The organism is Methylobacterium sp. GXF4 (genome assembly GCF_000272495.1).
GTDB lineage: Bacteria > Pseudomonadota > Alphaproteobacteria > Rhizobiales > Beijerinckiaceae > Methylobacterium > Methylobacterium brachiatum.
This window is the reverse complement of the sequence record NZ_AKFK01000009.1, coordinates 1-20,963: the sequence shown is the minus strand read 5'-3', so window position 1 is coordinate 20,963 and position 20,963 is coordinate 1. Positions and strand designations below refer to the sequence as shown.

Annotated in this window: 28 protein-coding genes; 18 read left to right on the top strand and 10 right to left on the bottom strand. The window is 66.7% G+C overall.

Annotated elements, in window-relative coordinates; translation table 11 throughout:
- From WYO_RS29540 to WYO_RS29520, 3 genes are all read left to right on the top strand, one after another.
- The coding region (locus WYO_RS29540; RefSeq protein ID WP_131474986.1) for an HAD family hydrolase at positions 1 to 326 on the top strand (326 nt) is incomplete at its 5' end.
- A 2,093-nt stretch (positions 327 to 2,419) separates the two neighbouring features.
- Entirely contained in the window at positions 2,420 to 2,632 is a 213-nt protein-coding gene (locus tag WYO_RS01555) for a hypothetical protein (protein WP_244424026.1), read from the top strand.
- 545 nt (positions 2,633 to 3,177) lie between these two features.
- A complete protein-coding gene (locus WYO_RS29520; protein ID WP_348270282.1) occupies positions 3,178 to 3,525 on the top strand; it encodes a metalloregulator ArsR/SmtB family transcription factor in 348 nt (115 codons plus the stop codon).
- A 228-nt stretch (positions 3,526 to 3,753) separates the two neighbouring features.
- On the opposite strand, the gene WYO_RS30600 is transcribed toward WYO_RS29520, so the two are convergent.
- Positions 3,754 to 3,978: a hypothetical protein gene (locus WYO_RS30600; protein ID WP_128754907.1), complete on the bottom strand. Its 225-nt coding sequence runs from the start codon at positions 3,976 to 3,978 to the stop codon at positions 3,754 to 3,756.
- A 730-nt stretch (positions 3,979 to 4,708) separates the two neighbouring features.
- On the opposite strand from WYO_RS30600, the gene WYO_RS29515 reads away from it, so the two are divergent.
- Complete coding sequence (locus WYO_RS29515; RefSeq protein ID WP_348270283.1) at positions 4,709 to 4,948, top strand: EscU/YscU/HrcU family type III secretion system export apparatus switch protein; 240 nt, start codon at positions 4,709 to 4,711, stop codon at positions 4,946 to 4,948.
- A 68-nt stretch (positions 4,949 to 5,016) separates the two neighbouring features.
- Here WYO_RS29515 and WYO_RS01540 read toward each other — a convergent pair whose 3' ends face one another.
- Positions 5,017 to 7,158 (bottom strand): malate synthase G, encoded by a 2,142-nt coding sequence (locus tag WYO_RS01540; protein ID WP_007558216.1) that lies wholly within the window; start codon positions 7,156 to 7,158, stop codon positions 5,017 to 5,019.
- A gap of 156 nt (positions 7,159 to 7,314) precedes the next feature.
- Between WYO_RS01540 and WYO_RS01535 the strand changes: the two genes are divergently transcribed.
- Complete coding sequence (locus tag WYO_RS01535; protein WP_007558214.1) at positions 7,315 to 8,214, top strand: LysR family transcriptional regulator; 900 nt, start codon at positions 7,315 to 7,317, stop codon at positions 8,212 to 8,214.
- A 322-nt stretch (positions 8,215 to 8,536) separates the two neighbouring features.
- On the opposite strand, the gene WYO_RS01530 is transcribed toward WYO_RS01535, so the two are convergent.
- Together WYO_RS01530 and WYO_RS01525 are read right to left on the bottom strand one after the other, a co-directional pair.
- A complete protein-coding gene (locus tag WYO_RS01530; protein ID WP_007558212.1) occupies positions 8,537 to 9,328 on the bottom strand; it encodes a class II aldolase/adducin family protein in 792 nt (263 codons plus the stop codon).
- Between the two features lie 985 nt (positions 9,329 to 10,313).
- Complete coding sequence (locus tag WYO_RS01525) at positions 10,314 to 11,093, bottom strand: SDR family oxidoreductase (RefSeq protein ID WP_007558210.1); 780 nt, start codon at positions 11,091 to 11,093, stop codon at positions 10,314 to 10,316.
- A 189-nt stretch (positions 11,094 to 11,282) separates the two neighbouring features.
- Here WYO_RS01525 and WYO_RS01520 point away from each other — a divergent pair, with 189 nt between their 5' ends.
- On the top strand, positions 11,283 to 11,942 hold the full coding sequence (locus WYO_RS01520; RefSeq protein WP_007558208.1) for a hypothetical protein: 660 nt from the start codon (positions 11,283 to 11,285) through the stop codon (positions 11,940 to 11,942).
- Between the two features lie 15 nt (positions 11,943 to 11,957).
- On the opposite strand, the gene WYO_RS01515 is transcribed toward WYO_RS01520, so the two are convergent.
- A complete protein-coding gene (locus WYO_RS01515; protein WP_007558205.1) occupies positions 11,958 to 12,140 on the bottom strand; it encodes a hypothetical protein in 183 nt (60 codons plus the stop codon).
- A 354-nt stretch (positions 12,141 to 12,494) separates the two neighbouring features.
- On the opposite strand from WYO_RS01515, the gene WYO_RS01510 reads away from it, so the two are divergent.
- The 3 genes from WYO_RS01510 to WYO_RS01500 all read left to right on the top strand — a co-directional run bounded on the left by WYO_RS01510 (position 12,495) and on the right by WYO_RS01500 (position 13,692).
- Positions 12,495 to 12,809, top strand: coding sequence for a hypothetical protein (locus tag WYO_RS01510; protein ID WP_007558202.1), 315 nt, complete (start codon positions 12,495 to 12,497; stop codon positions 12,807 to 12,809).
- A 275-nt stretch (positions 12,810 to 13,084) separates the two neighbouring features.
- Complete coding sequence (locus WYO_RS01505; protein ID WP_007558200.1) at positions 13,085 to 13,399, top strand: hypothetical protein; 315 nt, start codon at positions 13,085 to 13,087, stop codon at positions 13,397 to 13,399.
- Positions 13,400 to 13,437: 38 nt separating this feature from the next.
- Positions 13,438 to 13,692 (top strand): hypothetical protein, encoded by a 255-nt coding sequence (locus WYO_RS01500; protein WP_007558197.1) that lies wholly within the window; start codon positions 13,438 to 13,440, stop codon positions 13,690 to 13,692.
- Positions 13,693 to 13,705: 13 nt separating this feature from the next.
- Here the strand turns inward: WYO_RS01500 and WYO_RS01495 are convergent, their stop codons facing one another.
- Both WYO_RS01495 and WYO_RS28865 read right to left on the bottom strand, forming a co-directional pair.
- Positions 13,706 to 14,146 (bottom strand): hypothetical protein, encoded by a 441-nt coding sequence (locus tag WYO_RS01495; protein ID WP_007558196.1) that lies wholly within the window; start codon positions 14,144 to 14,146, stop codon positions 13,706 to 13,708.
- Entirely contained in the window at positions 14,143 to 14,652 is a 510-nt protein-coding gene (locus WYO_RS28865) for a hypothetical protein (RefSeq protein ID WP_007558194.1), read from the bottom strand. The genes WYO_RS01495 and WYO_RS28865 overlap by 4 nt, the downstream gene beginning before the upstream one ends.
- A gap of 255 nt (positions 14,653 to 14,907) precedes the next feature.
- Here WYO_RS28865 and WYO_RS01485 point away from each other — a divergent pair, with 255 nt between their 5' ends.
- From WYO_RS01485 to WYO_RS01460, 7 genes are all read left to right on the top strand, one after another.
- Positions 14,908 to 15,351 (top strand): hypothetical protein, encoded by a 444-nt coding sequence (locus WYO_RS01485; protein WP_007558193.1) that lies wholly within the window; start codon positions 14,908 to 14,910, stop codon positions 15,349 to 15,351.
- Positions 15,352 to 15,477: 126 nt separating this feature from the next.
- On the top strand, positions 15,478 to 15,873 hold the full coding sequence (locus tag WYO_RS01480) for a phage holin family protein (protein WP_007558192.1): 396 nt from the start codon (positions 15,478 to 15,480) through the stop codon (positions 15,871 to 15,873).
- Entirely contained in the window at positions 15,870 to 16,292 is a 423-nt protein-coding gene (locus WYO_RS29255) for a DUF3618 domain-containing protein (protein WP_007558191.1), read from the top strand. Before WYO_RS01480 ends, WYO_RS29255 begins: the two co-directional genes overlap by 4 nt.
- 227 nt (positions 16,293 to 16,519) lie before the next feature.
- Entirely contained in the window at positions 16,520 to 16,810 is a 291-nt protein-coding gene (locus WYO_RS01470) for a hypothetical protein (RefSeq protein ID WP_007558190.1), read from the top strand.
- A gap of 190 nt (positions 16,811 to 17,000) precedes the next feature.
- Positions 17,001 to 17,444 carry a DMT family transporter gene (locus tag WYO_RS01465; protein WP_007558189.1) on the top strand — a complete coding sequence of 148 codons (444 nt, stop codon included), beginning with the start codon at positions 17,001 to 17,003 and terminating at the stop codon, positions 17,442 to 17,444.
- Between the two features lie 20 nt (positions 17,445 to 17,464).
- Positions 17,465 to 17,626: a hypothetical protein gene (locus WYO_RS31360; RefSeq protein WP_160320632.1), complete on the top strand. Its 162-nt coding sequence runs from the start codon at positions 17,465 to 17,467 to the stop codon at positions 17,624 to 17,626.
- 103 nt (positions 17,627 to 17,729) lie between these two features.
- Positions 17,730 to 18,032, top strand: coding sequence for a hypothetical protein (locus tag WYO_RS01460; protein ID WP_007558187.1), 303 nt, complete (start codon positions 17,730 to 17,732; stop codon positions 18,030 to 18,032).
- A 36-nt stretch (positions 18,033 to 18,068) separates the two neighbouring features.
- Here the strand turns inward: WYO_RS01460 and WYO_RS01455 are convergent, their stop codons facing one another.
- Positions 18,069 to 18,269, bottom strand: coding sequence for a hypothetical protein (locus tag WYO_RS01455; protein WP_244424025.1), 201 nt, complete (start codon positions 18,267 to 18,269; stop codon positions 18,069 to 18,071).
- Between the two features lie 607 nt (positions 18,270 to 18,876).
- Here WYO_RS01455 and WYO_RS01450 point away from each other — a divergent pair.
- Together WYO_RS01450 and WYO_RS01445 are read left to right on the top strand one after the other, a co-directional pair.
- Positions 18,877 to 19,098, top strand: coding sequence for a hypothetical protein (locus WYO_RS01450; protein ID WP_007558183.1), 222 nt, complete (start codon positions 18,877 to 18,879; stop codon positions 19,096 to 19,098).
- Positions 19,099 to 19,226: 128 nt separating this feature from the next.
- Positions 19,227 to 19,670: a DMT family transporter gene (locus WYO_RS01445; RefSeq protein ID WP_007558181.1), complete on the top strand. Its 444-nt coding sequence runs from the start codon at positions 19,227 to 19,229 to the stop codon at positions 19,668 to 19,670.
- Positions 19,671 to 19,683: 13 nt separating this feature from the next.
- Here the strand turns inward: WYO_RS01445 and WYO_RS01440 are convergent, their stop codons facing one another.
- Together WYO_RS01440 and WYO_RS31355 are read right to left on the bottom strand one after the other, a co-directional pair.
- A complete protein-coding gene (locus WYO_RS01440) occupies positions 19,684 to 19,971 on the bottom strand; it encodes a hypothetical protein (RefSeq protein ID WP_007558179.1) in 288 nt (95 codons plus the stop codon).
- Positions 19,972 to 20,357: 386 nt separating this feature from the next.
- A complete protein-coding gene (locus WYO_RS31355) occupies positions 20,358 to 20,522 on the bottom strand; it encodes a hypothetical protein (RefSeq protein ID WP_007558177.1) in 165 nt (54 codons plus the stop codon).
- Between the last annotated feature and the right edge of the window lie 441 nt (positions 20,523 to 20,963).

Sequence of the window (20,963 nt, the reverse complement as noted above, 5' to 3'; positions counted from 1 at the left end):
TTCAAAATACCGGTCAGGTCAACCTGATCGCTGAGACCGTTCGAGCGATCGGGGTCCCAATCGACTTTGTCATCACAGCTCAGCAGGCTAGGGCCTACAAGCCGGATCACCGTCTCTTCCAACACGCCTACGACACGATGGGTGTCGCCAAGGAGGAAACGCTTCACGTGGGGATGGGCCAGGTTACAGACATGAAAGTCTGCCAGGAGCTTGGAATCCGATCCGTGTGGATAGATCGTGTCGGTGAGCCCCTCGCCCCTCGCTGGCAACCACATGCTGTCCTGAACGACCTCACCGAACTGCCGCAGCTGTTATCTGCCCCATGAGCCCTTTTCCTGAGGAGCTGAGCTACATCACAGGCGTTGATTAGGAGGCCACTCACGAGAAGTGACCGAGGAACGCCTGAGGGAAGCTGCCATGCAGAAGACTGCTTTGGTCGCAGCAGTAAGCTTGCTGTCGATGGGAACCGTCAGCTTTGCCGCTGAAAATCAGGGGACCACCGGTGGCTCGAGCGCCACTCCCCGTATGCAGGGATCACCCAACGCCGCAGGCTTCGGTAAGGCGGAAACTACGGGAACAGCCGGTGCTCAAACACCGGACTCGACGCCGAACCAAGATGGCCGAATGAAAGGTCCACCTAACGCTGCTGGCTTCAAGCAGGATAGCTCGGGTTCAGGATCACCGACGAGCGGTGCTGCGTCAGGCCGTTAAATCTCTACGGCAGGGTGGCAATTTAGCTGCCACCCTGCCGACCTTCGCTTATCCTAGCGGAATGCCACCCGTCGCCGAGGCGGCTAACGGTCTTCTACATGAACCTGAACAAATCCGATGTCTAAGCACTAACTGAGACTGACTTATTCTTTGACAGTTGTTGTACACGTAGTCTAGAGATTTCGATTTTTGTTTGAGCTGCCGCCCTCGTAAAGGATTACTGGGTGGGAACCTGAAAAGCTAACGCCTAGATCAAATTTTGCTGATCCACTCTTTCGAGTGCCTTGGCTCGGATTGTAAACAGAGAAATCGATCGTTGAGCGAGCCGCGCATTTTTGTAATGTATAGTTGCAATCTATGCGCATAGTGCCTGGTCGATGAACGTAACGCCGAACTGGCCACTGCGAGATAGCCCTTCGCTTCTCCGCTTGTAGATCTGCTTGCGTGTAGGGCTTGCCATAAAACTGGACTGTTCGTCCATACATATAAGGCACGCCTGCAACCGGACTCACGTTGCCCGATGACCAAATCTGTAGGTATCGATCAGCGATGAATGCGGTGCGGTCTTTCATCTCCTGAGGACCGATTGCTTTTGCGGGAGAAGCAGAAGCGATGGCAATTACACCAATTGCCGCCATATGTTTTGTGCCAATCATTCGACTGGAGCCTGTCAAAATTGAGAAATCTCATTACTGGCTCAGCCAGCGCATGACCCCTGAGGATGTCTCAGAGGTAGATGCCTGCCTATAACCCCTGCGATCGATTTGCGGAACTCTTTGGCGAAAATCCACATTGCTATTTCGGCTGGATGTATAGTAGTGCTGCGATACATCGGGGTATGCGTCACGAATCACATCTCCATGCTGAGACTGTTTGGTCGCAGAAGGAAATAAGCGATATTGCTTTTCCGCAAGGGAAGCGGTTCTTTCGGTGGAGGGCTTGCGGTTTGGTTTGATTGGTAAGGGAAGCGTTTGCGTTCGACGTGACGTTGCTTCAGCTACTCGTTGTGACAGAAGAGTTCGATCTGTCGTGCCAGAGGCAACCGCTAATGGACGGTTGATTTCTTGGTGAGCTACAAGCTCCGACGCTTCCGGCCGTCGAGGTGGGGTAGCTTGGGCCACAATGGGTTGATCGACCCGTCTCGGGCTCCTTTGCTCCGGCTCGTTGGAAACTCGTTTAGGCGCACTTTTCTGCTTTTCGTCCAGATTGAAAACGAGTGGGGGTAATGGCTGACGAGTAGGCGTCGCCACAGCAGGCTGTTTTACAGGATCAACCCACCCGTTCGCAGCAGAGCGGTTATCAAGTGCCCCCTTTGCCGAACTCTTAGTTGGGCCAGTTGGGGACGCCTCCTTCGCAGCGTCTGATGCCGCAACTCCATCCGAGATCCCGCTGGTCTTCCCTTCGTGTGCCGTGGGCCTTTCAGGCTTGGCGCCGACATAGGCTGCGGTCACCCCAACTCCCGCAACGAAGGCGATCCCAAGGGCCAAAAGCGGCTTGATAGGCACACTCATGAGCCCTCGTTTCGTGAATGGTATGAACCGGGAATATGGGCAGAAACCTCCAGTCGTCGGGAGTGGTTCCGACATCCAAGCGATCTGAAAGGTCCCGGCAGACGCCGCGCATTTGCCAAGGCTGATGTGAGCCGGAATGAAATCACATCGGGTTGTCTGTGGCTTGGTTCCGGCTGATCACCGTGCCATGGTCAGATATGACCTATGCCGTCCGTATCCTGTTCCTGAACCAAATTGAGCCGCTGCCGTCTAAACAATTGGACGGCTCATTCGCCGATTTGCAGGAGGCTTGGGACGCTGGGACAGCCGAGGTTTTGGCCTATCAGCTCCGTTCAATCGAGGCCGCCTTCCAGGTGCTCGATGCCAACGGTCAGATTGTGGAAGTCACTGCCAAGCAGGTCGACAGCTGATCGAATTTCGAAAAGCTTATCTGGTCTGCCTTGTGGCTGAGCCGTCTCCCGCCGAGTTGTGCGAACTCGCAGAGCTGCCGTAGGGAACACGTCCCCTTGAACCACTCACCCTAGCAAGCTGAGCAAGGCAGACGGCTTTGCCGACCCCGTTGGCGGTCCGGTTCAGCCTTCAACACCTTTCTCGGAATACGGCGGAACGGACACCAGCGTTCCGATCAGTCGAAGGAGGGCTTGCTGTTCAGGCTTTCCCGATCCGTCACTTAGGAAAGCTCCAAGCTCGATATGGCTCTTTCGCCCTCCAGAGGGACCATTTGGCTGATGGATGACAAAGGCACTTCCGTTCGTCGGCTCCCTTGCGAGATACCAGACGTCACCGCTCGGGCTTTGGTAGAGTTCACGTCGGTCGGACATTCGGGGCATCTCCCAGCCGCTCCACCGTAAGCCAGCGGAATGGGACATGCGAGATCGCCCACGGAACGGCAGCCGGTCCGGCGAGGCAGGCTAGCCGTGAACTCCGAAATTGCCTTCGAAGCTTCAATGCTCGCATGCGAGATGGCCGGCATGGGATAATCAACCGTATGGTTGAGCATCCTCGAAGCGGTCTCGACACCGTGTTTCGCGCCCTGTCGGACCCGACCCGTAGGGCTATGATCCGGCAACTCGCTTCCAGTAGCTGCACTATCTCCGAGCTATCGCAGCCGTATGACATGTCTCTTGCGGCGGCTTCGAAGCACGTAAAGGTTCTTGAGGAGGCAGATCTCGTCCAACGGGAGATTCAGGGGCGAGTGCACCACTGCAGCCTCAATTCAAGGGCGTTGGTGCCAGCCATGACTTGGCTTGACTCGATCACGGCGTTCAGGGACGTACAAAACAAAAGCAACGAAATCTGCTAAGACGAAGTCTCGATACATGAAGTACACAGCCAATCAATGGGTCAATACCAACAGATGCATTTAAAATCCTCGAAAGATTGCGACAAAAACCAGCGTAAGCACAAGCGAGAGGACGATTGAACCGAGGCAGCCAAGACGGTTTGAGAAGAAGAAAAACATGATCGCCTAACCATTTGACCGTGTCAGAGTCTTATCGATGGACGCTACGGAGCTAGTCAAAAATCTTAATCAGACTCGTTCCCATTCATCAGCCAGATCAGATAGGTAGTCCAGAATACGATCGGCTGCATGGCCGTCAAAGCAATCGACTTCGACCGTAACCGATTGCGTTTGTCCTCTGTACAGACGCAGAATAGCCTCTGCGGCATCTGCCGCCTTCCGTTCTGACTCTGATTCGATCCTGGTGGTGCATCCAGGAGCAGCGATCACAACCCAGCAAAAGATCTGTTCCATGACGGGCAACCTGGATGGAAGCGGACAGGTTCAATCGCTCTGATGCCGCAGAATCAACTGGTGACCCTCCCACCAACCGTCCGTCGAAGCAGCCGTTCGATGGCTCCCCCGGACTCCTGTGAGAGTATTCTTAACGGTACCCGCCGATCCTGACCGAGCTTGGCTATTTCGACTGAACGTCGTTCCGATGACTAGGCTTTCCATCCTCATCCATAACCACGTAGGTGAAGACCCCTTCGGTGGCCTTCTCCGCATTGCTTTCGGATCGATCCCGAGCCCATCTCTCGATCTTGACCGCTATCGACGCATCGCCGTGCTCCTGCAGGGTGCAGTAGACACGCACCTCATCTCCGACCTCGATGGGGCGAAGAAACCTCATGGGATCAATGCTGACGGTGACGAAGCTCCCCCGAACCCGCTGAGCGACAGGTCCCTACAGCTAGTTCCATGTGGGAGACGGTCTGGCACCCAAAGATGGCTCCGGACGCATTCGTGTCTAGAGGCTGTCACTGGAATGTCGGATCAGTCTTCGTAAGGCACGTCCTGTCCTCGCGATCTGGTCACAATCTGCCACACTGACTCCGGGAAAAGGTTCCAATTTCGACTTCCCCGGGATGGCCGACTGTAGTAGCCTATGCTGGCCTAAGACGCTGTGAAGAAATGGTTTTTGATTGTGATCGGGCCTCGTCGATGCCGGCCCGCGTCAGCATGTAGGAGGCCATACTAGGCAATCGCGCTGCGCTACGATCAGGCGGAGAACGACGCGCCCATGGAGCTGGCCAAGGGGAAGGACATGCTGGCCCTGCGCATCCGCGAGATCGCCGGGCAGCACCGGATCGAGATCGTGGTCGACAAGATCCTGGCCCGGGCGATGTACGACAATGTCGAGATCAACCAGGCGATCCCGGCGGACTTCTACCGCGCGGTCGCCAACCTCCTCGTCTACGTCATGACGCGCAAGAAGCGCTGAGCGCGCCGCCGAGAGGGGGGCTCAACGGCGCGCGGCCGCGTCACATCGAACGCCCTGCGCCCGGCCGATCAGGCCTGGCCGCGCTTCGCCTCCCGGCGGAAGCGGTGCAGCACGAATTCGGTGTAGCCGTTCGGCTGGGCGCCACCCTCGAAGACCAGCGCCTCCGCGGCCCGGAAAGCCGGCCCGTCGAAATCCGGGCCCATCGGCCGGTAGGCCGGATCGCCGGCGTTCTGGCGATCGACGATGCCGGCCATCCGGCGCAGGGTTTCGGCGACCTGGGTGCGGTCGACGATCCCGTGGCGGAGCCAGTTGGCGATGTGCTGGCTGGAGATGCGCAGGGTGGCGCGGTCCTCCATCAGCCCGACATCGTGGATGTCGGGCACCTTCGAGCAGCCGACGCCCTGATCGATCCAGCGGACCACGTAGCCGAGGATGCCCTGGCAATTGTTGTCGAGTTCCTCCCGGACGGCCTCCGGCGAGAACGGCTCCGTGGCGAGCGGCAGGGTCAGCATGGCGGCGCGGGTCGCGGGCGCCCGGTCGCGCAGCTCCGCCTGGCGGGCACGGACGTCGATCCGGTGGTAGTGGAGCGCGTGGAGCGTGGCCGCGGTCGGGGACGGGACCCAGGCGGTGTTGGCGCCGGCTTCGGGATGGGCGCTCTTGGCGTCTAGCATCGCCGCCATCCGGTCGGGGGCTGCCCACATGCCCTTGCCGATCTGCGCGTGGCCCGGAAGCCCGCAGGCCAGCCCGGCATCGACGTTGCCGTCCTCGTAGGCCTGGATCCAGGCGGTGGCCTTCATGGCGTCCTTGCGGACCACCGGGCCGGCCTCCATGGCGGTGTGGATCTCGTCGCCGGTCCGGTCGAGGAAGCCGGTATTGATGAAGAACAGGCGGTCGGCGGCGGCGGCGATCGCGGCCCGGAGGTTCGCGCTGGTGCGCCGCTCCTCATCCATCACGCCGATCTTCAGGGTCCGCGGCACCAGCCCGAGCAACGCCTCGACCCGGCCGAACAGCTCAACCGCGAACGCCACCTCGTCGGGGCCGTGCAGCTTCGGCTTGACCATGTAGACCGAGCCGACGCGGCTGTTGCGCCGGGCGCCCTTGAGATCGTGCAGGGCGACCAGCGCGGTGACCGCCGCGTCGAGCATCGTCTCGGGGATCTCGGCCCCGTCCAGCGTCACGGCGTCCGTATACATGTGGTGCCCGACATGGCGCACCAGCATCAGCGATCGGCCGGGCAGGGTCAGGGCGCCGCCATCGGGGGCCGTGTAGGTCCGGTCCTCGGCGAGTCGGCGCTCGATGGTGCGGCCGCCCTTGGGCAGGCGGGCGACGAGGTCGCCGCGCATCAGGCCGAGCCAGCTCCGGTAAACCGTGACCTTGTCGGCGGTGTCCACGGCGGCGACGGAATCCTCCATGTCCATGATGGTCGAGAGAGCGGATTCCAACACCACGTCGGCGATGCCAGCCGGGTCGGTGCGGCCGATCGGGCTGGTCCGGTCGATCCGGATCTCGATATGCAGGCCGTGATGGCGCAGCAGGAGGGTCTGGGGAGCCTGAGCGCCGCCGCAGAAACCCGCCAGCGCGGCGCCGTCCCGCAGGGCGGCGCTTCGGCCGCCGCCGAGATCGACGGCGAGCGCGCCCGCATTCACGGCAAAACCCGTGGCCTCGGCCCAGGTCCCGCCAGCCAGGGGCACGGCCGCGTCCAGGAACGCCTTGGTCCGGGCGACCACGGCGGCACCGCGGGCCGGGTTGAAGCCCTGGCCGGGGGCGAGATCGCCGTCTTGCGGGATCGCGTCGGTGCCGTAGAGCGCGTCGTAGAGGCTGCCCCAGCGGGCGTTGGCGGCGTTGAGGGCGTAGCGGGCGTTCGAAATCGGCACCACGAGCTGCGGGCCGGCGATCTCGGCGATCTCCGCGTCCACGTCCGCGGTGGTGACCCGCACCGAATCGGGCTCCGGCTGCAGATAGCCGATCTCGGCCAGGAACGCCGCGTAGGCGGCCGGGTCGTGCGGCGCGCCCCGGCGGTCGCGGTGCCAGGAATCGATATCGGCCTGGAGCCCGTCGCGCCGGTCGAGCAGGGCCCGGTTGCGCGGCGCGAGATCCCGGAGGATCGCCGCGAAGCCCGACCAGAACGCGTCCGCGTCCACGCCCGTCCCGGGCAGCGCCTCCTCGGACAGGAAGCGGCGGAGGTCTTCGGCGACGACGAGGCCCGACATGGCGATCCCCTGGGCTGGTGCGCGCTTTGAGAAAAACTTGAGCGGCGCGTGAAGAATCTTTGACGACCCAGCGATAGAACCCTTGGATCGCGCGAAAAAGGCGCCAAAAGGGATTTGATTCTTTCCGCGCCGTTGAGAATGAGGGTCCGGCCATCTATGCAAGACCACAGCGACCTGGAGATCTTCGCCCGGGTGGTCCGGGCTGGCAGCCTGACCCAGGCCGGGTCCGAACTCGGCCTGTCGGTGGCGGTGGTCTCGAAGCGGCTGAAGCGGCTGGAGGAGCGGCTGGCGGTGCGGCTGCTGCACCGGACCACGCGGCGGGTGGCGCCCACCGATGTCGGCCAGGAATTCTTCCAGCGGATCGCCCCGATCGTCGACGCCATCGCGGAGGCCGAGACCCTGGTGTCGCAGCGGGCCTCCCGGGCCCGCGGGACCCTGCGGGTGACGGCGCCCAGCTCGTTCGGGCGGCTGCACATCGTCCCGCACTTGAGCGCCTTCTTCGCGCTCCATCCCGACCTCGTCCTGAACCTCGAGCTCAGCGACGATTTCGAGCCGATCGTCGAGCGCGGCTACGATCTCGCGATCCGGGTCGGCACCCTGGAGAGTTCCGGGCTCACCGCGGTGCGCCTCGCCCCGGTGCGCCGGGTCCTCTGCGCGCGGCCCGGCTATCTCGACGCGGCCGGGCGCCCCGCCGGCCCCGACGACCTGCGCAACCATGTCTGCCTGGCCACCGAGAACCAGAACCCCTGGCGCTTGGTCGGGCCGGACGGGCCCTGCACGGTCAGCGCAGCCGGGCCGCTGCGCACCCATTCCAACGAGGTGGTGCGTGAGGCGGTGATCGGCGGCCTCGGCATCGCCCTGCGCTCCACCTGGGACGTGCACGCGGAGCTGCGCAGCGGCCTGCTGGAGGTGGTGCTGCCCGCCTACACGGCCGCGGCCCAGGCGGGCATCTACGCGGTCTATCCGAGCCGCGCCTTCGTCCCGGCCAAGACCCGGGCCTTCATCGAATTCCTGAAGCGCTCCTACCGGTCGAGCGCCGCCTGGCCGGAGCCGTGAGGCGTCCTGCCTGGCTCATCGGCGGACGACCGGATTCGTGCCACGCCGGATGTGACGCGGGTCCCCTCTCCCGTGCGGGAGAGGGGGCACGTCGCAGCCTGCACACGCCGATGTTCGCACGCTTCATTGGCTTCAAGCGCTTGAAGGGACGCGCGTTTTCCCCTCCCCCTTGTGGGGAGGGGGTGGGGGTGGTGCCGGACGAGGCGGAGCGGTGCCTTCTGCACCACCCCCACCTCCAACTCCTCCCCACAAAGGGGAGGAGAGCGCGTTCCGCCCGTCACGGACGACGTCCCCTGCCCTCACCCCGCTATCTGTAGCCGGCTCACTGCGCGAAGTCGGGATTGGTGCGCGCCAGCATCCGCTTGAACGCCGCCCACTCGTTGTCGGGGGCGCCCTGGATGGCGATGCGGTCGTAGCCGGCTGCGTATTGCCCGGCGGTCTTGGTCGCGATGGCGGCGGAGGGGCGGGTGATCGGCGCGCCGGCGGCCTGTATCGCCAGCTGCGCCCGGCACGAGCGCTCCAGGTTGTGCATCAGCTTGAACGCCTCGCCGACCGAGCGGCCGCAGGTCAGCAGCCCGTGGTTGCGCAGGACCATGACCGGCTTGTCGCCGAGATCGGCCACCAGCCGCGCCCGCTCGTCGAGGTCGAGGGCGATCCCCTCATAGGCGTGATAGGCGAGCCGGCCGGCGAACTGCATCGACCACTGGTTTAGGGCGAGCAGCCCCTCCTCCTGGCACGAGACCGCCACCCCCGCGACCGTGTGGGTGTGCAGCACGCAGATCGCGTCGTGACGCGCGGCGTGGATGGCGCTGTGGATCGTGAAGCCGGCGGGGTTGATGCCGAGCCCCATCGGATCCTCGAGCACGCGCCCGTCGATATCGACGGTGACGAGGTTCTGAGGCGTCACCTCCTCGAAGCGCATCCCGTAGGGGTTGATCAGGAACCGGTGGCCCTCCCCCGGCAGCCGCGCCGAGATGTGGGTGTAGATGCTGTCGTCGAGGCCGAGCCGGTGGATCAGCCGGTAGGCCGCCGCCAGGTCGACGCGCATCGCCTGGATCGCGTCCGGGTCGGCTTCGCGGTCCGGGGCGCTGGAATGGGCGGCGGCTGCACTCATGCGACGGCTCCTGGCCTGGGGCGGGATCGCCGACAGGGTGCACCAGGGGCCGCCGGCCGGCAATGCGTCGACACCGATGGCCCCGGAGGCGGCTGCCATCCGGTCGATAGAGTCCGGGATCCACAAGGTCCGGGACCTTGTGCGGGTCCAGGGCGGAGCCCTGGTGTCTCGGGGCTCCGCCCCGAACCCCGCCAAAGGGCTTGCCCTTTGGGAACCCCATCCCCGGTCGAATCTTGATAACGTTCCTATTTTGTGCTCATGGTCTCTCGCCCGCCGCGACGCGTCGTGAGACGTCTCGGGGCGCCGGTCCGGTCAGCCGCCGGGTCGGCGGCGGTGGGCCGGTGCCTGCGTCTGCCGTCGGCTGCGGCAGGCCCGGGCGCGGGAGCACGACACCCCCCGGCTCGGGCTGGGCGGCGGCCGGCGGAGGACATGCCAATGGCTGCTCGCAGGCCTGAGGGCGACCCTGTCCTGGGCGGTGCGGCGGTTCTTCGGCGCCCTCTACGACGAGGGGGCGTGCGACGAAGGCTCGCTCGGAAGCGCTGAGGGGCGATGAGCACCTCGGGACTGGACCTTAGCGCAGGCGGGCTCCCGCGTGACGGACACCGGACGAAAAGACGGATCTGGATGCGTGGCCGGCCGTTTGGCGGCGGCGCCTTCGATCCGCGGGACGCCGGGAAGCCGGCTCTATGTGCAACGTTGCGTTCGGGCTTCGCGGCGTCCCGCGTCACCCCGGTTGCGACTGGGTTTCTGGGGCCGTGTTCCCGGCGGTTCTCGGCGCGGGGCCGAAGACGCGTGTCGAAAGCCTTTGAGGCCCCGGAACTCCAAACCCTCCCCCTCATCCCGAGGCGCTTTCGCGGAGCGGAAGCCTCGAAGGAGCCCTCCAGAGATCGCGCAGCCGGCTGGAGGGCTCCTTCGAGGGCGACGCTTCGCGCCGCCACCTCAGGATGAGGGGATGGATGGGACGGGTGGGATCGGCCGCCCCCGCTCAGAACGTCCCGGGATAGGCGCCGCCGTCCATCAACAAATTCTGGCCGGTGATGAACCCGGCGTGCTGGCTGCACAGGAACGCGCAGGCGGCGCCGAACTCGTCCGGGCGGCCGAAGCGGCCGGCCGGGTTGTCGCGGGCCCGGGCTTCGAGGAACGCCTCCACGCTGGTGCCGGCCTTGGCGGCGCCGGCGGTCGCGTTGTTGCGGATCCGGTCGGTGTCGAACGGGCCGGGCAGGAGGTTGTTGATCGTCACGTTGTGCCGCACCGTCTGGCGGGCGAGGCCGGCTACGAAGCCGGTCAGCCCCGAGCGGGCGCCGTTGGACAGGCCGAGATGTTCGATCGGCGCCTTCACGGCCGCCGAGGTGATGTTGACGATCCGGCCGAAGTTCCGGCCGATCATGCCGTCGACCGTCGCCTTGATGAGCGCGATCGGCGCCAGCATGTTGGCGTCGAGCGCCCGGATCCAGGCGTCGCGGTCCCAGTCGCGAAAATCCCCCGGGGGCGGGCCGCCGGCATTGTTCACCAGGATGTCGGGCTCCGGGCAGGCGGCGAGCGCGGCCTCCCGGCCGGCCTCGGTGGCGATGTCGCCGGCCACCACGGTCACCGCGGCGCCGGTCTCGCGACGGATGGCCTCGGCGGTCGCCTCCAGGGTCTCCCGGGTGCGGGCCGTGATCGTCACCGCGACGCCCTCCCGGGCGAGCGCCAGGGCGCAGCCCCGGCCGAGCCCCTTGCTGGCCGCGCATACGAGCGCCCGGCGCCCGCCCAATCCGAGATCCATGGATGCCTCCGAGAACCGGCCCTCGCCGCGAGGGCCTCCGTGCGCGTGATAACGCGCCGAGGCGGCGGGCGGCAGCCGGGCCGCGATCCGCCCGCGACATGCGAAGATCGCGCGCTGATCTCAGTAATTAGCCGGAAGGAGTACTGAACTCGATGCGATGGGCGTGATTGACCGAGGATGGAGGTGGCGATGACCGTATTCCAGTCTCCCGTTCTCGGCTTCGTCCTGTGCACGCTCTCGGCCGGACTGGCGGCGGCGCAGCCATCCGTCACCGGAACGGGCGACGATCCGCTCTCCGCCGGGAAGGCACCCAACACCACCGCGCTCGGACAGACCAAGCCGCCGAGCCGGGCCGCCAGCCTGGCCTCGACCAAGCCGATCGAGCGCCGGACGCCCCGTCAGGCCGCGGACGACGCGATCAGCACCCGGATCTGCATCGGCTGCCGGCCGGATCCCGGCAGCACCGGCTCCCTGCCCAAGGCCGGCCCGGCGCCGGTCAAGCGCGATGTCCAGCTCGACGAGCTCCGGACCCTGGCCAAGGCCCCGCAGCAATCCGACCTCGACACCCTGCCCCTGGCCTCGGCGCATCGCGAGCAGGCGCGCTCGGCCCAGGAGAAGACCGACGGCCTCTGGCAATCCTGGCTGGTCTCGGTCTGCGACGGCTGCGGCGACCAGAAGCCGGCCCGGGCGCTGCGGCTCGAGGACTGGCCGAACCGGCAGGCCGCGGCGGTCGCGGTCGAGCACCGACCGCCGGCGACCCGCATGCGGACCGCCGACACCGCCCCGCGCCGTAGCCTCGCGGCCGACCTCTCGCCGGAGAACGTCACCCACATCCGCCGCATGCCCTGAGCGGGCCCGCGGCGCTCACCAGGTGCGCAGGTCCCGGGGCGCCGCCGTTTCCGGCAGCTCGTCGAGAGCTGGGGCGACGAACCCGGCCCAGAGCAGGGCGGCGACGCCGGTCAGGAGCGGCGCGGTAATGCTGAGAACGAGGCTGAGGGTCACGGCGGCCTGCGCGATCGACAGTTTCGAGTTGATCGAATGCAGCATTCATGGACGAGAATGTGTTTTCGCCGCATTAAGATGAAGGGTCATTTTGAGGCGGGCTGATAAAACCGCCCTCGGATGGCGATGGCCCGGCGACGAGGGCCCGCACAGTCCCTGTCGTCGATACGGCATTCGGTGCCGTCAGTCGGGCGCGCCAAGCAACCGGATGGACAGCCTACCTATCAAATGGGTCCTGGGACGGGATCGACAAACGCCCGATCGGATTTTCGTCAAAATGTCGGATTTTTCAGAACCTTTCGGTTTCATGGCCAAGAATTCATGCAGCTTCCGCCTCTCGACCAAGTTGTCGAGCTGCAATACCCATCGTCGGGTATTGAGATGTCGGGTCGAGCGGCCATGAACAGATTGCGTGCCATCCTCGTCGGCGTCGCCCTGGCTGCGGTGCCGATCGCCAGCGCGAACGCGATGCCGATCCTCGCCGACCCCGGAAGCGGGCCTTCCGTCACGCTGGTGGCGGGCGGTTGCGGTCCCGGGGCCTGGCGGGGGCCCTGGGGCCATTGCCGGAATACGCCCTATGTCGGGCGGCTTCCCGGCGGCTGGTATCAGGCCCGGGCCGGGAACGGCTGCCCGCCCGGTTATTGGCGCGGCCCCTGGGGCCATTGCCGCAACACGCCGTATCACGGCCGGCTGCCCGGCGGCGGGTTCCGCTAGAAGACGCTGCGACCGCGCCGGGTCCCCGAGACTTCGGGCCGCTCCCATCCGGGGCGGCCTTTTTCAGGTCCGGCATCCGGAGCGCGGGGGTACCGGCGAGGCGGGCGAGCAAGGCTCCCCCTCCCACCTCGCCGGTACTGGCCTGCGTGGGGGGTACGCAGGTCAGTAATCTACGCCTATCATTCCGGCTATGGAGTTGCCAATCAGCGGTTTATACCGATCGATATAGCACAGAGCGCTATTAGGCCGTCTATGTACTGCGTTGAGATGATTTCATGGCGACTCTTTTTACGGATCCGCTCGGCCGGCAGCTGTTGAGCCTGCTCACCGCGGATCACGGCCTGCCCGGCGATCCGGAACGCCGGGTGCTCCGGGACGCGTTGCAGCAGCTCCAGCTGCGCGCCCAGGCCCAGGATGCGCCGCGCTCGGTGCGCATGGCGATCCGTGCCGCGCTCTCGGCGCTCCGGGCGGAGTTCCCGCCCTCTTGTCAGCCCTCTTGTCAGCCCTCTTGCCAGCCTCCCTGCCCGCCCCCGCCGCCATCGAACGCGCCGTTCGGCACGCTTCATCGGGTTGTTACAACCGGGAAGTAGAGGCATCCGGCGTGACGTCATCTCAGGAGCGCAGGCGGATGCCGGCCCATTATTGTATTAACCCGCTCGATCCGTATGCCGAGCAGGAAGTGCTGGTCACTTACGACGAGCACCGGCCGTTCGTCTCGATCCGCTCTGCGGTCGACGAAGAGGGCTACGACATCCTGAGCGACCTGTCCGAGGATTGCGTCCGCATCCTGCAGCTCGAGATCGCCGTGTATCACGGCCACAGCGAGCCCTATGCCTGGGCGCAGCACGCGGTCGACGTCGTGGCGGCGCCTGCTGCCGCGTGAGGCCGGCGTCCCGTCAGGGCCGGGGCGGCTCGACGGCGAGCGCCCCGAACTCGCTGACCATGCATTCGTGCATGCGCCGCAGCCACATATGCGCCTCCGTGGCGCGGGCTTCCGCCCGGTCGGCGCGCTCGGCCGCCAAGCGGACCTGCTCCTCGGCCCGCTCCGCGCGGGCGACCGCCTCGCGCATCGTCGCCTCGGCATGGCGGGCCCGGTCCTCGGCCGCCCGCGCCGCCGCATCGGCCTCGCGGACGGAGCGCTGCGCGTCCCGGACCGAATCCCGCGCGCGCTTCTGCATCTCCCGGACCCGGGCGGCGACGCCCCGGACGGCCAGCAGGGAGGCCGACCAATCCTCGTCCTCGGCGGCGGGGGCCTCGGGGCCGGAGAACAGCGCGACCACCCGGTCCACCGGGTCGCTCTCCGGATGGGCTGCCGTCGCGCGGGCCGAGCTGCTCATGCCGCGGCCTGATCGGTCAGGCCGGAGAACTCGGACATGATCGCGTCCTGGACGCGGGCCAGCCATTCCTCGGCGTGACGGGCGCGCTCCTCTGCCGCCCGGGCGCGGGCCTCGGCCGCCTTCGCGCGCTCTTCGGCGGCCATGACTTGCGCCTCGGCGCGGACCTGCGCGTCCCGCGCCTGGACCTCGGCGATGCGGGCCCGTTCGTTCGAGGCCGTGATGTCGTCGCGGACCCTCTCCAGAACGTGCTCGATCCGCTCCTCGCGCTCGCGGGCCTGGGCCTCGACCTCCCGGGCCTGGCGGGCTGCGGCCTGCACCCGATGGATCAGCGCATCCCAATCCTGCGGCGAGGATTGCGGCGTCGGCAGCGGGGCCTGCTCGTTCAGCGACGAGACCACCCGCAGGACGTTGCCGAGATTGGCCTCCGGCCCGGCATTCGGCTCGCGCTTCGGCTTGTCGGTGGCGCGGAAGCGCGGGTCGTTCAAAAGCCGCTGCAGCTCGCTCACGGGGCGCCCTCTCCCTGATGGTAGACTGGGATGCGATTAAACTGTCTGCATTGATTAACAAATGGTTAAAATCAAGTTCGCCCGGTGGGGGTTTGTTAACGTGGGCTGCGCGGTTGCTGGAATTCGGCCGGCCCGAACGCGCCGGGCCGGCCCCGTCCGCGACATCAGGATACCCGCCGCCGGCACGGGGCGGCGGAACTGTATCGGGCGGTTCCTGTTCCTCACAGGACGGGATCGGCTTAGAGGAACGAACTGATGCGGAACGGTGCCCAGGATCGAGGCCCGGCCGCTTCCGGTCCGGACCAGAACGCGGCGCGCGGGTTCACCGCCGCCCTGCGCGAGCAGGCGCAGGACTACACCGGCAAGCGCAAGGCCGATGCGGCGCGGGTCGTCTCGGATGTCGGGGACGCCATCCGGGGTACGGGCGCCAGCTTCGACGGGCTGCCGCAGCTCAAAGCCTTCTTCGATCAGGCCGCCCTCGGGGTCGACGAGCTGGCCGAGGACATCGGCCGCCGCTCGTTCAGCGAGATGTACGATGAGGTCCAGGCCGCGGCCCGGCGCCGCCCGGCCCTGACCACGGCGGCCGCCATGCTGGCCGGCTTCGCGCTGTACCGGCTCATCAACGCGCCCGGAATCCGGCCGGTGCCGCGCTCGCGGGCCTTGGTCCCGGTCGACGTCCTGCCGACGCCGGACATCTAGAGCGCTCGGCAACGACCCTGGGCCACGCCCCGGATCCGGGCGCGAGGCGCCGACCCAAGATGATGGAACGCGCTGTCGTCGTCGGGCCGCCCACCCCGGCGCCGACGGGCGCTTGAGGAGGACAGGATGGCCGAGCCCGGCATACGCAGCATCCCGACCCTCGTCGGCGATGCGGTTCGCGAGTTGCGCGACCTCGTCGCGGACGAGCTGGCCCTGTTCCGAGCCGAGATGGCCCAGGGCGTCCACCGGATCTCGCTCGGTCTCACCCTGCTCATCGCGGCGGCGGTCCTGGCCATCACCGGGCTCTTCACCCTGCTGCTGGCCCTGGTGAAGGGCATCGCCGTCCTGGTGCAGTCGGATGCCCTCGCGGCTCTGATCGTGGGCGGCACCTTCCTGGTGCTCGCCCTGGGGCTGGGTCTGTATGGACGCAGCAAGGCGTCGCTCTCAGGTCTTGAGCCGACCCGGACGGGACGGCAGATCAAGCAGGACGCACAGATTCTCACGGAGCGCAGGGACGTATGAACAACACGGCGGACGAACTCGAACAGGATGTGGAGGCGAGCCGCGGGCGCCTGGATCGCACGCTGGGCGATCTGCAGGCCCGGTTCCAGGGGCCCGGCGTGCCCCGGGATCTCGCCGATCTCAAACGGTCGGGACAGGCCGCCGGCGAGGCGGTCGAGCGCTTCGCCGCCGACATGCGCGTCAATCCCGTGCCGGCGCTCCTGATCGCCGCCGGAGTCGGCCTGCTGGTCTACGACGTGTTCCGCTCGGCGCGCCGGCGCGCGGCCCTGACCCCGGTCGGCGCTTACAGGGGCTCTCAGGCGGCGGACGATCGGGGCTTGGCCGAGAACCAGCCGGACCGGATGCAGGCGCGGCTCGACGAGGGCCTGGAGGAGAGTTTTCCGGGCAGCGATCCCGTCTCGGTGCGGATCACCAAATAGCGCGGCCCAGTCGCCTGGCCGGGCGGGGCGTGGAGCCCCCTCGGTTGTCGGCCGAGCGCGTGCCGGTCTTCGACCTGACTCCGCCGCGTCTTCAGCGCGATCTGCTTTCGATCCGCGCCCGATCGTCATGAAATCGGGCGGGGATCGCAGACGGTCGGGGAACACGCCCGCACCCGAACCGGTATTTACCTCGGCGGCGCGCATCCGGGCGGCGCAGGGGGCCTGACATGACCGACATGGACCTCCACGGCGACACCGAAACCGAGGCCGAGGTCGATCCCCGGGCGGCCAAGATGCCGGAGGTCCTGCGCCTCGCAACCGCGCTGGCGGAGCAGATGCTGGCCTCGCAGATCATGGGGCGCGCGATCTCGGGCGAACAATTCACCGCTCTGGTGAGTGCCGCCCGCCTCCTTCAGGACAACAACGTGCCCTGGCCGCCGCTCGTCCAGGAAGTCGTCCACGAATTGGCCGAGCGGATGAACGCTGTCGGATCGGAGCCGGACGGCGCCGCGGGCTGACGGGCGCGTCGCGCGCCGTCCCGTGAGACGGGCGGGCGCAAGGTGACGAGGTCCTCGGTGCGCTGCCTGCGGATGCGGGCTTCCACCCGTCGCGCCGACAGGGCGCGAGACGCGAAAGCCGTCGACATCGACGGGATGTCCCGGTCCCGGCCGGCCCAACCATCCGGTGTCACAGATCGAGAGCCCAGCCATGTGGTACCTCTACGGCTTCGTGCTTCTCGCCGGCGTCGCCAATGCCGTTCAGGCGGGGCAGAACGGGGCGCTCTCCAAGGGGCTCGCCGAGTCGTTGACCGCCGGCCTGGTGGTGGCGGCCGGAACCGCCACCTGCATCCTCGTGGTCGGCCTGCTCTCCGGCAAGCTCACATGGCCGACGGCGGCCCAGGCGCTGGCGATGCCGTGGTGGGCGTGGTTCGGCGGGATTCTCGGCGGTTGCATCATCCTGGCGCAGTTCATCGTGGCGCGTCAGATCGGCGCCGCGCCGTTCCTCGGCCTCCTGGTCACCTCAGGCGTGGTCACCTCGATCGTGCTCGACCATTTCGGCTGGGTCGGCTTCGATCGGCATGCCGCCAGCCTCTGGCGGATCCTCGGCGGGCTCCTGATGGTCGCCGGCGTGGCGCTGGTCGCCGCATTCTGAGCGGGCAGCACCCCCTTCGGTTGATCGGCCACGCCGACGCCCCGGAACAGGCCCCCCGGCGCGGGGTTGCTCCTGAGACGCACAAGGAGAACGCGATGCTGACGGGTGGTTTGCTGTGGCTGATCGGGGTGCCGATTCCCGTCCTCATCCTGATCTGGTTCTTCTTCCTCCGGGGGCGCTGAGGCGCGCTGGAACGATGCTTCGGACCTGCGCCCGATGGTGCGCAGGTCCGGCCCTCGGCATCCACCGCCTCGACACGCCCGCCCCTACGGTTACTCTGCACCGATGCGCATCGTCCTCGCCGCCCTCCCCTTCATCGTCGCTGCCGGTGGGGCGCTCGCGCAGCCATCGCTGCCGACGGTCCCTGAACTCCTGACCGCGGAGGCGAAGGCCGCCCTGGCCTGCGAGAGCGGGGGCGATCCCGCCATCATCCGGGAGCAGTGCCGGCTGCGCGACCGCCTGAGCGGACGCTTGGCCCAGGCCGGCTATTGCTGGGGCCGCAAAGGGCAGAGCGACGAGAAGAAGGAGTGGCACGCCTGCCAACCCGATTCGATCTTCGAGGACGATATCGAGGCGGTGCAGCGCTGAGCGTTTCAGCCTTCACCGGAGGCGATCCGGATTAGATTACCCGATCGCCGCCGGGTGGCGGCGCGGTTCGCCCTTGTAGTGGCGCGGGATCAGCGGGCAGCCGTCGTGCACGCGGAAATGAGACAGCGATGTGCGTCGCACCGCGGTGTAGCCGCCCTGGATCATCAGGCGTCCGAAGCAGGCCGGGCAGCGCTTGAGCGCATCGCGATGGCGGGCCTGCGCCTCGTCGGCCGTCATGGCCACCCAGGCCCCCTCGACGGAGACTTCGCAGGTCGGGGGTCCGGGCTTTACCATGACGCGACGATGCCGTCGGGCGGCCCAGCGCGCCAGCGCAGGCGCGCCACAGCGGGTCGATGATTGACGTGCAGGTTATGCTGCAAAGCGTCGCGGCAAGACCGACCGGCCCGCTGCCATCTCAGCCGCCCGAAGTCATTTGCCGACCGACGGATCACGGTACACGCGATGGAGCGCCGGTTATTTCTGGGTTGGCCGCACCTTGATACACAGCAGGACGCGCCGGATGTGGTTGCGCAGCTTGTCTTTACTATCGGATATTGCTCCGGAGCTCTTGGCAGAGTCCGGCTTATCACACGTCGACATGGCAAGTGCCCCAAGAAAGGAGCGCCACCTCAGCGGGCCTTAGGGCCTTGGTTCGGAAGGCGATCGCCAGTAGCTCTAATGGATTGCCTCGCCAAAATCTCGACATAATTGCAACTCGGTCAGCCAATTCAGGTTTGAGATATTTTAAGGTTTATCGTTGTTTCTGAATGCTGCTGTGCTGTTCCGCACGACGTAGCCGAATGCATAGACCCGCTCGCGGGGTCCGATCAGGGAGACGTGCTCGGTGGCTGAACGCTTCTACTTCGACATCGAGAACGGCGAGGCGTCGATCCGTGACGAGGAAGGTGTCGAGGCAGCCAGCGTGGAACAAGCCTTGGACGAGGCCCGGAGCGTGATCCGGGAGATGGCCGCCGAGTTGACCGCCGGCAATCCCGACGAAACCTGGACCCTAATCGTGCGGGATGCGTCCGGCTCCTTGGTCGGACGCCTTCCGATCAGGCCATAGGGTCCGGCCGAACGATCGAGCCGAGCGAACCGCCTGCGCTGAGGACCGTGCCCGCTCGCCGCTGGGGCGCGTCAAAACTGCGCGGTCGCCCGTGGGAGCTTGGCCGCCTGCTCAGGTGCTAGCGGAGCATGTGGTATCTTTACGGACTCACGATCCTCGCCGGCTTGGCGAACGCCATCCAGCCCGGCCAGAACGCGACGCTGTCGAAATCCCTCGGCTTGCCGATCACGGCCGCGCTGCTGACGCTGCTCGTCAGCACGGCCGCCCTTCTCGTGGGCGGCCTGGCGCTGGGCAAGCTCGAGATGCCGAGCGGGCAACAATTGGTGCAGGTGCCCTGGTGGGCCTGGCTCGGCGGCTTCCTCAGCGTCCTCCTGATCCTGGCCCAGCTCTACGCGTCACCGACCATCGGCGCCGCGTCGTTCCTCGGCATCATCGTCACGGTGGGCGTGGGCGCGTCGATCGTGCTCGACAATTACGGATGGGTCGGCTTCGCCGTGCACCCGGCCAGCCTGTGGCGGATCCTCGGGGCCGTCCTGATGACCGCCGGCGTGGCCTTGGTCGCCCTGTTCTGATCGCCGGCCGATCTCACCCCGGATCCGTTCCTGCGAGGATTTCGGCCGCGTATCGGGCGCGTCCGGAACCGTCGCCCGGCGTGCCGGTGCGGGCGCACCACGCCGTGAATGCCGCGACCTCGATCGGCACGCGCACGACCGCGACGCCGCTGCGCTGCACCTCGCGCTCCATCTGCTCCGTGGCGATCCGCCAGGTCTCGTAGTGAGGCGGCAGCTTCGCCCCGTCGGGGAGGCTGGCGCGAAGGGCCTCGTACTGCTCCTCGGCATACCAGGGCAGACCGACGTGGCGCGGGCGGCTCATGACAGACTCGCAACCGGGTTGGAGCGGACAAGCGCGGGGCCGACCGCACCTCAGCCGGGCTCGCAATCCTCAACGGCCAAGCAGGAGGCTTGGTTCTGCCGGGGCCTACTCCGGCGATCGCTCGGCTGCGGGCCGCCAAGCCATGGTGTGGAAGCGCACCTGAGGGCGAAAAACGCGGCACTTATGCGCCCGCCGACGCCCTGCAAGTGGTTGCCGGCCGCAGGCCTCGCTCTTAGGTCCGTTGCGCGCGATCGCGACGGCGTCGTGGTCCCGCCACCCTTCCCAAGGGTGTCTCCTCCCAAGACTTCGGGCCGCCCCCTCGGGGTGGCCTTTTTTGTTAGGGCCGCCCGACCGATGATCGGGCGGCCTGCGCGCTCTCGGACAGGCTACTCGCCGGCCTCGGCCGTCCGCGCGATCGCAGCGCCGTGCGCGAAGGGATTGTCGGCCGCCTGCGTCAGCTCCTGGCGGGCGACGACATCGGCCAGGGCCAACAGGATACCCATCAGCGCCAGAACCAGGACGGCGCGACGAAGAATCGGTCGATTGGACATAAGCGGCATCCAGAGACGTCGGCCTGTCTAGCAGGGGCCTCGACGATCAGCTGCCGCTCCCGGGTGACAGTGGGTACGAATGCGAACGCTGCCGGTCGCATCGGGCGCCGGCGGGCACGGCGAGGAGCGGGGTTTCGCGCCCCGCGCACAGGTCAGCAGGACCTGGCTGATGACGTGCGCTGTCGCCCTTCGGCAACACCGGCCCTTCAATCACGCGCGCCGCCGCAACCGATGCCCGGCTGCAGAGTTATCGCGCTCGGGTCAGTATCTCCCACGCATGTCCGTCGCGGGGCAGATATTTACCGAAGGTTTACTATGGCAGCCCGCGTCGTGACCGGGCGGTGTGTCCGTAAAACTACAGCTTTCTCGCCGACGGATTGGTAGTCATGGCGTCAGATTTCACGCCCTGGATTACCGCACACATGACCAAGCTTCTCGCCT

Excerpts from the sequence above, each read along its gene's own strand:
- WYO_RS01445 (WP_007558181.1), top strand. The coding sequence starts at position 19,227 with ATGTGGTATCTTTACGGACTCACGATCCTCGCCGGCTTGGCGAACGCC.
- WYO_RS31355 (WP_007558177.1), bottom strand. The coding sequence starts at position 20,522 with ATGTCCAATCGACCGATTCTTCGTCGCGCCGTCCTGGTTCTGGCGCTG.
- WYO_RS01440 (WP_007558179.1), bottom strand. The coding sequence starts at position 19,971 with ATGAGCCGCCCGCGCCACGTCGGTCTGCCCTGGTATGCCGAGGAGCAG.
- WYO_RS01455 (WP_244424025.1), bottom strand. The coding sequence starts at position 18,269 with ATGACGGCCGACGAGGCGCAGGCCCGCCATCGCGATGCGCTCAAGCGC.
- WYO_RS01520 (WP_007558208.1), top strand. The coding sequence starts at position 11,283 with ATGACCGTATTCCAGTCTCCCGTTCTCGGCTTCGTCCTGTGCACGCTC.
- WYO_RS01510 (WP_007558202.1), top strand. The coding sequence starts at position 12,495 with ATGAACAGATTGCGTGCCATCCTCGTCGGCGTCGCCCTGGCTGCGGTG.
- WYO_RS01480 (WP_007558192.1), top strand. The coding sequence starts at position 15,478 with ATGGCCGAGCCCGGCATACGCAGCATCCCGACCCTCGTCGGCGATGCG.
- WYO_RS01485 (WP_007558193.1), top strand. The coding sequence starts at position 14,908 with ATGCGGAACGGTGCCCAGGATCGAGGCCCGGCCGCTTCCGGTCCGGAC.
- WYO_RS01525 (WP_007558210.1), bottom strand. The coding sequence starts at position 11,093 with ATGGATCTCGGATTGGGCGGGCGCCGGGCGCTCGTATGCGCGGCCAGC.
- WYO_RS29255 (WP_007558191.1), top strand. The coding sequence starts at position 15,870 with ATGAACAACACGGCGGACGAACTCGAACAGGATGTGGAGGCGAGCCGC.
- WYO_RS01500 (WP_007558197.1), top strand. The coding sequence starts at position 13,438 with ATGCCGGCCCATTATTGTATTAACCCGCTCGATCCGTATGCCGAGCAG.
- WYO_RS01530 (WP_007558212.1), bottom strand. The coding sequence starts at position 9,328 with ATGAGTGCAGCCGCCGCCCATTCCAGCGCCCCGGACCGCGAAGCCGAC.
- WYO_RS01555 (WP_244424026.1), top strand. The coding sequence starts at position 2,420 with ATGACCTATGCCGTCCGTATCCTGTTCCTGAACCAAATTGAGCCGCTG.
- WYO_RS01470 (WP_007558190.1), top strand. The coding sequence starts at position 16,520 with ATGACCGACATGGACCTCCACGGCGACACCGAAACCGAGGCCGAGGTC.
- WYO_RS30600 (WP_128754907.1), bottom strand. The coding sequence starts at position 3,978 with ATGGAACAGATCTTTTGCTGGGTTGTGATCGCTGCTCCTGGATGCACC.
- WYO_RS01540 (WP_007558216.1), bottom strand. The coding sequence starts at position 7,158 with ATGTCGGGCCTCGTCGTCGCCGAAGACCTCCGCCGCTTCCTGTCCGAG.
- WYO_RS01505 (WP_007558200.1), top strand. The coding sequence starts at position 13,085 with ATGGCGACTCTTTTTACGGATCCGCTCGGCCGGCAGCTGTTGAGCCTG.
- WYO_RS01460 (WP_007558187.1), top strand. The coding sequence starts at position 17,730 with ATGCGCATCGTCCTCGCCGCCCTCCCCTTCATCGTCGCTGCCGGTGGG.
- WYO_RS01515 (WP_007558205.1), bottom strand. The coding sequence starts at position 12,140 with ATGCTGCATTCGATCAACTCGAAACTGTCGATCGCGCAGGCCGCCGTG.
- WYO_RS01535 (WP_007558214.1), top strand. The coding sequence starts at position 7,315 with ATGCAAGACCACAGCGACCTGGAGATCTTCGCCCGGGTGGTCCGGGCT.
- WYO_RS01465 (WP_007558189.1), top strand. The coding sequence starts at position 17,001 with ATGTGGTACCTCTACGGCTTCGTGCTTCTCGCCGGCGTCGCCAATGCC.
- WYO_RS01495 (WP_007558196.1), bottom strand. The coding sequence starts at position 14,146 with ATGAGCAGCTCGGCCCGCGCGACGGCAGCCCATCCGGAGAGCGACCCG.
- WYO_RS29520 (WP_348270282.1), top strand. The coding sequence starts at position 3,178 with ATGCGAGATGGCCGGCATGGGATAATCAACCGTATGGTTGAGCATCCT.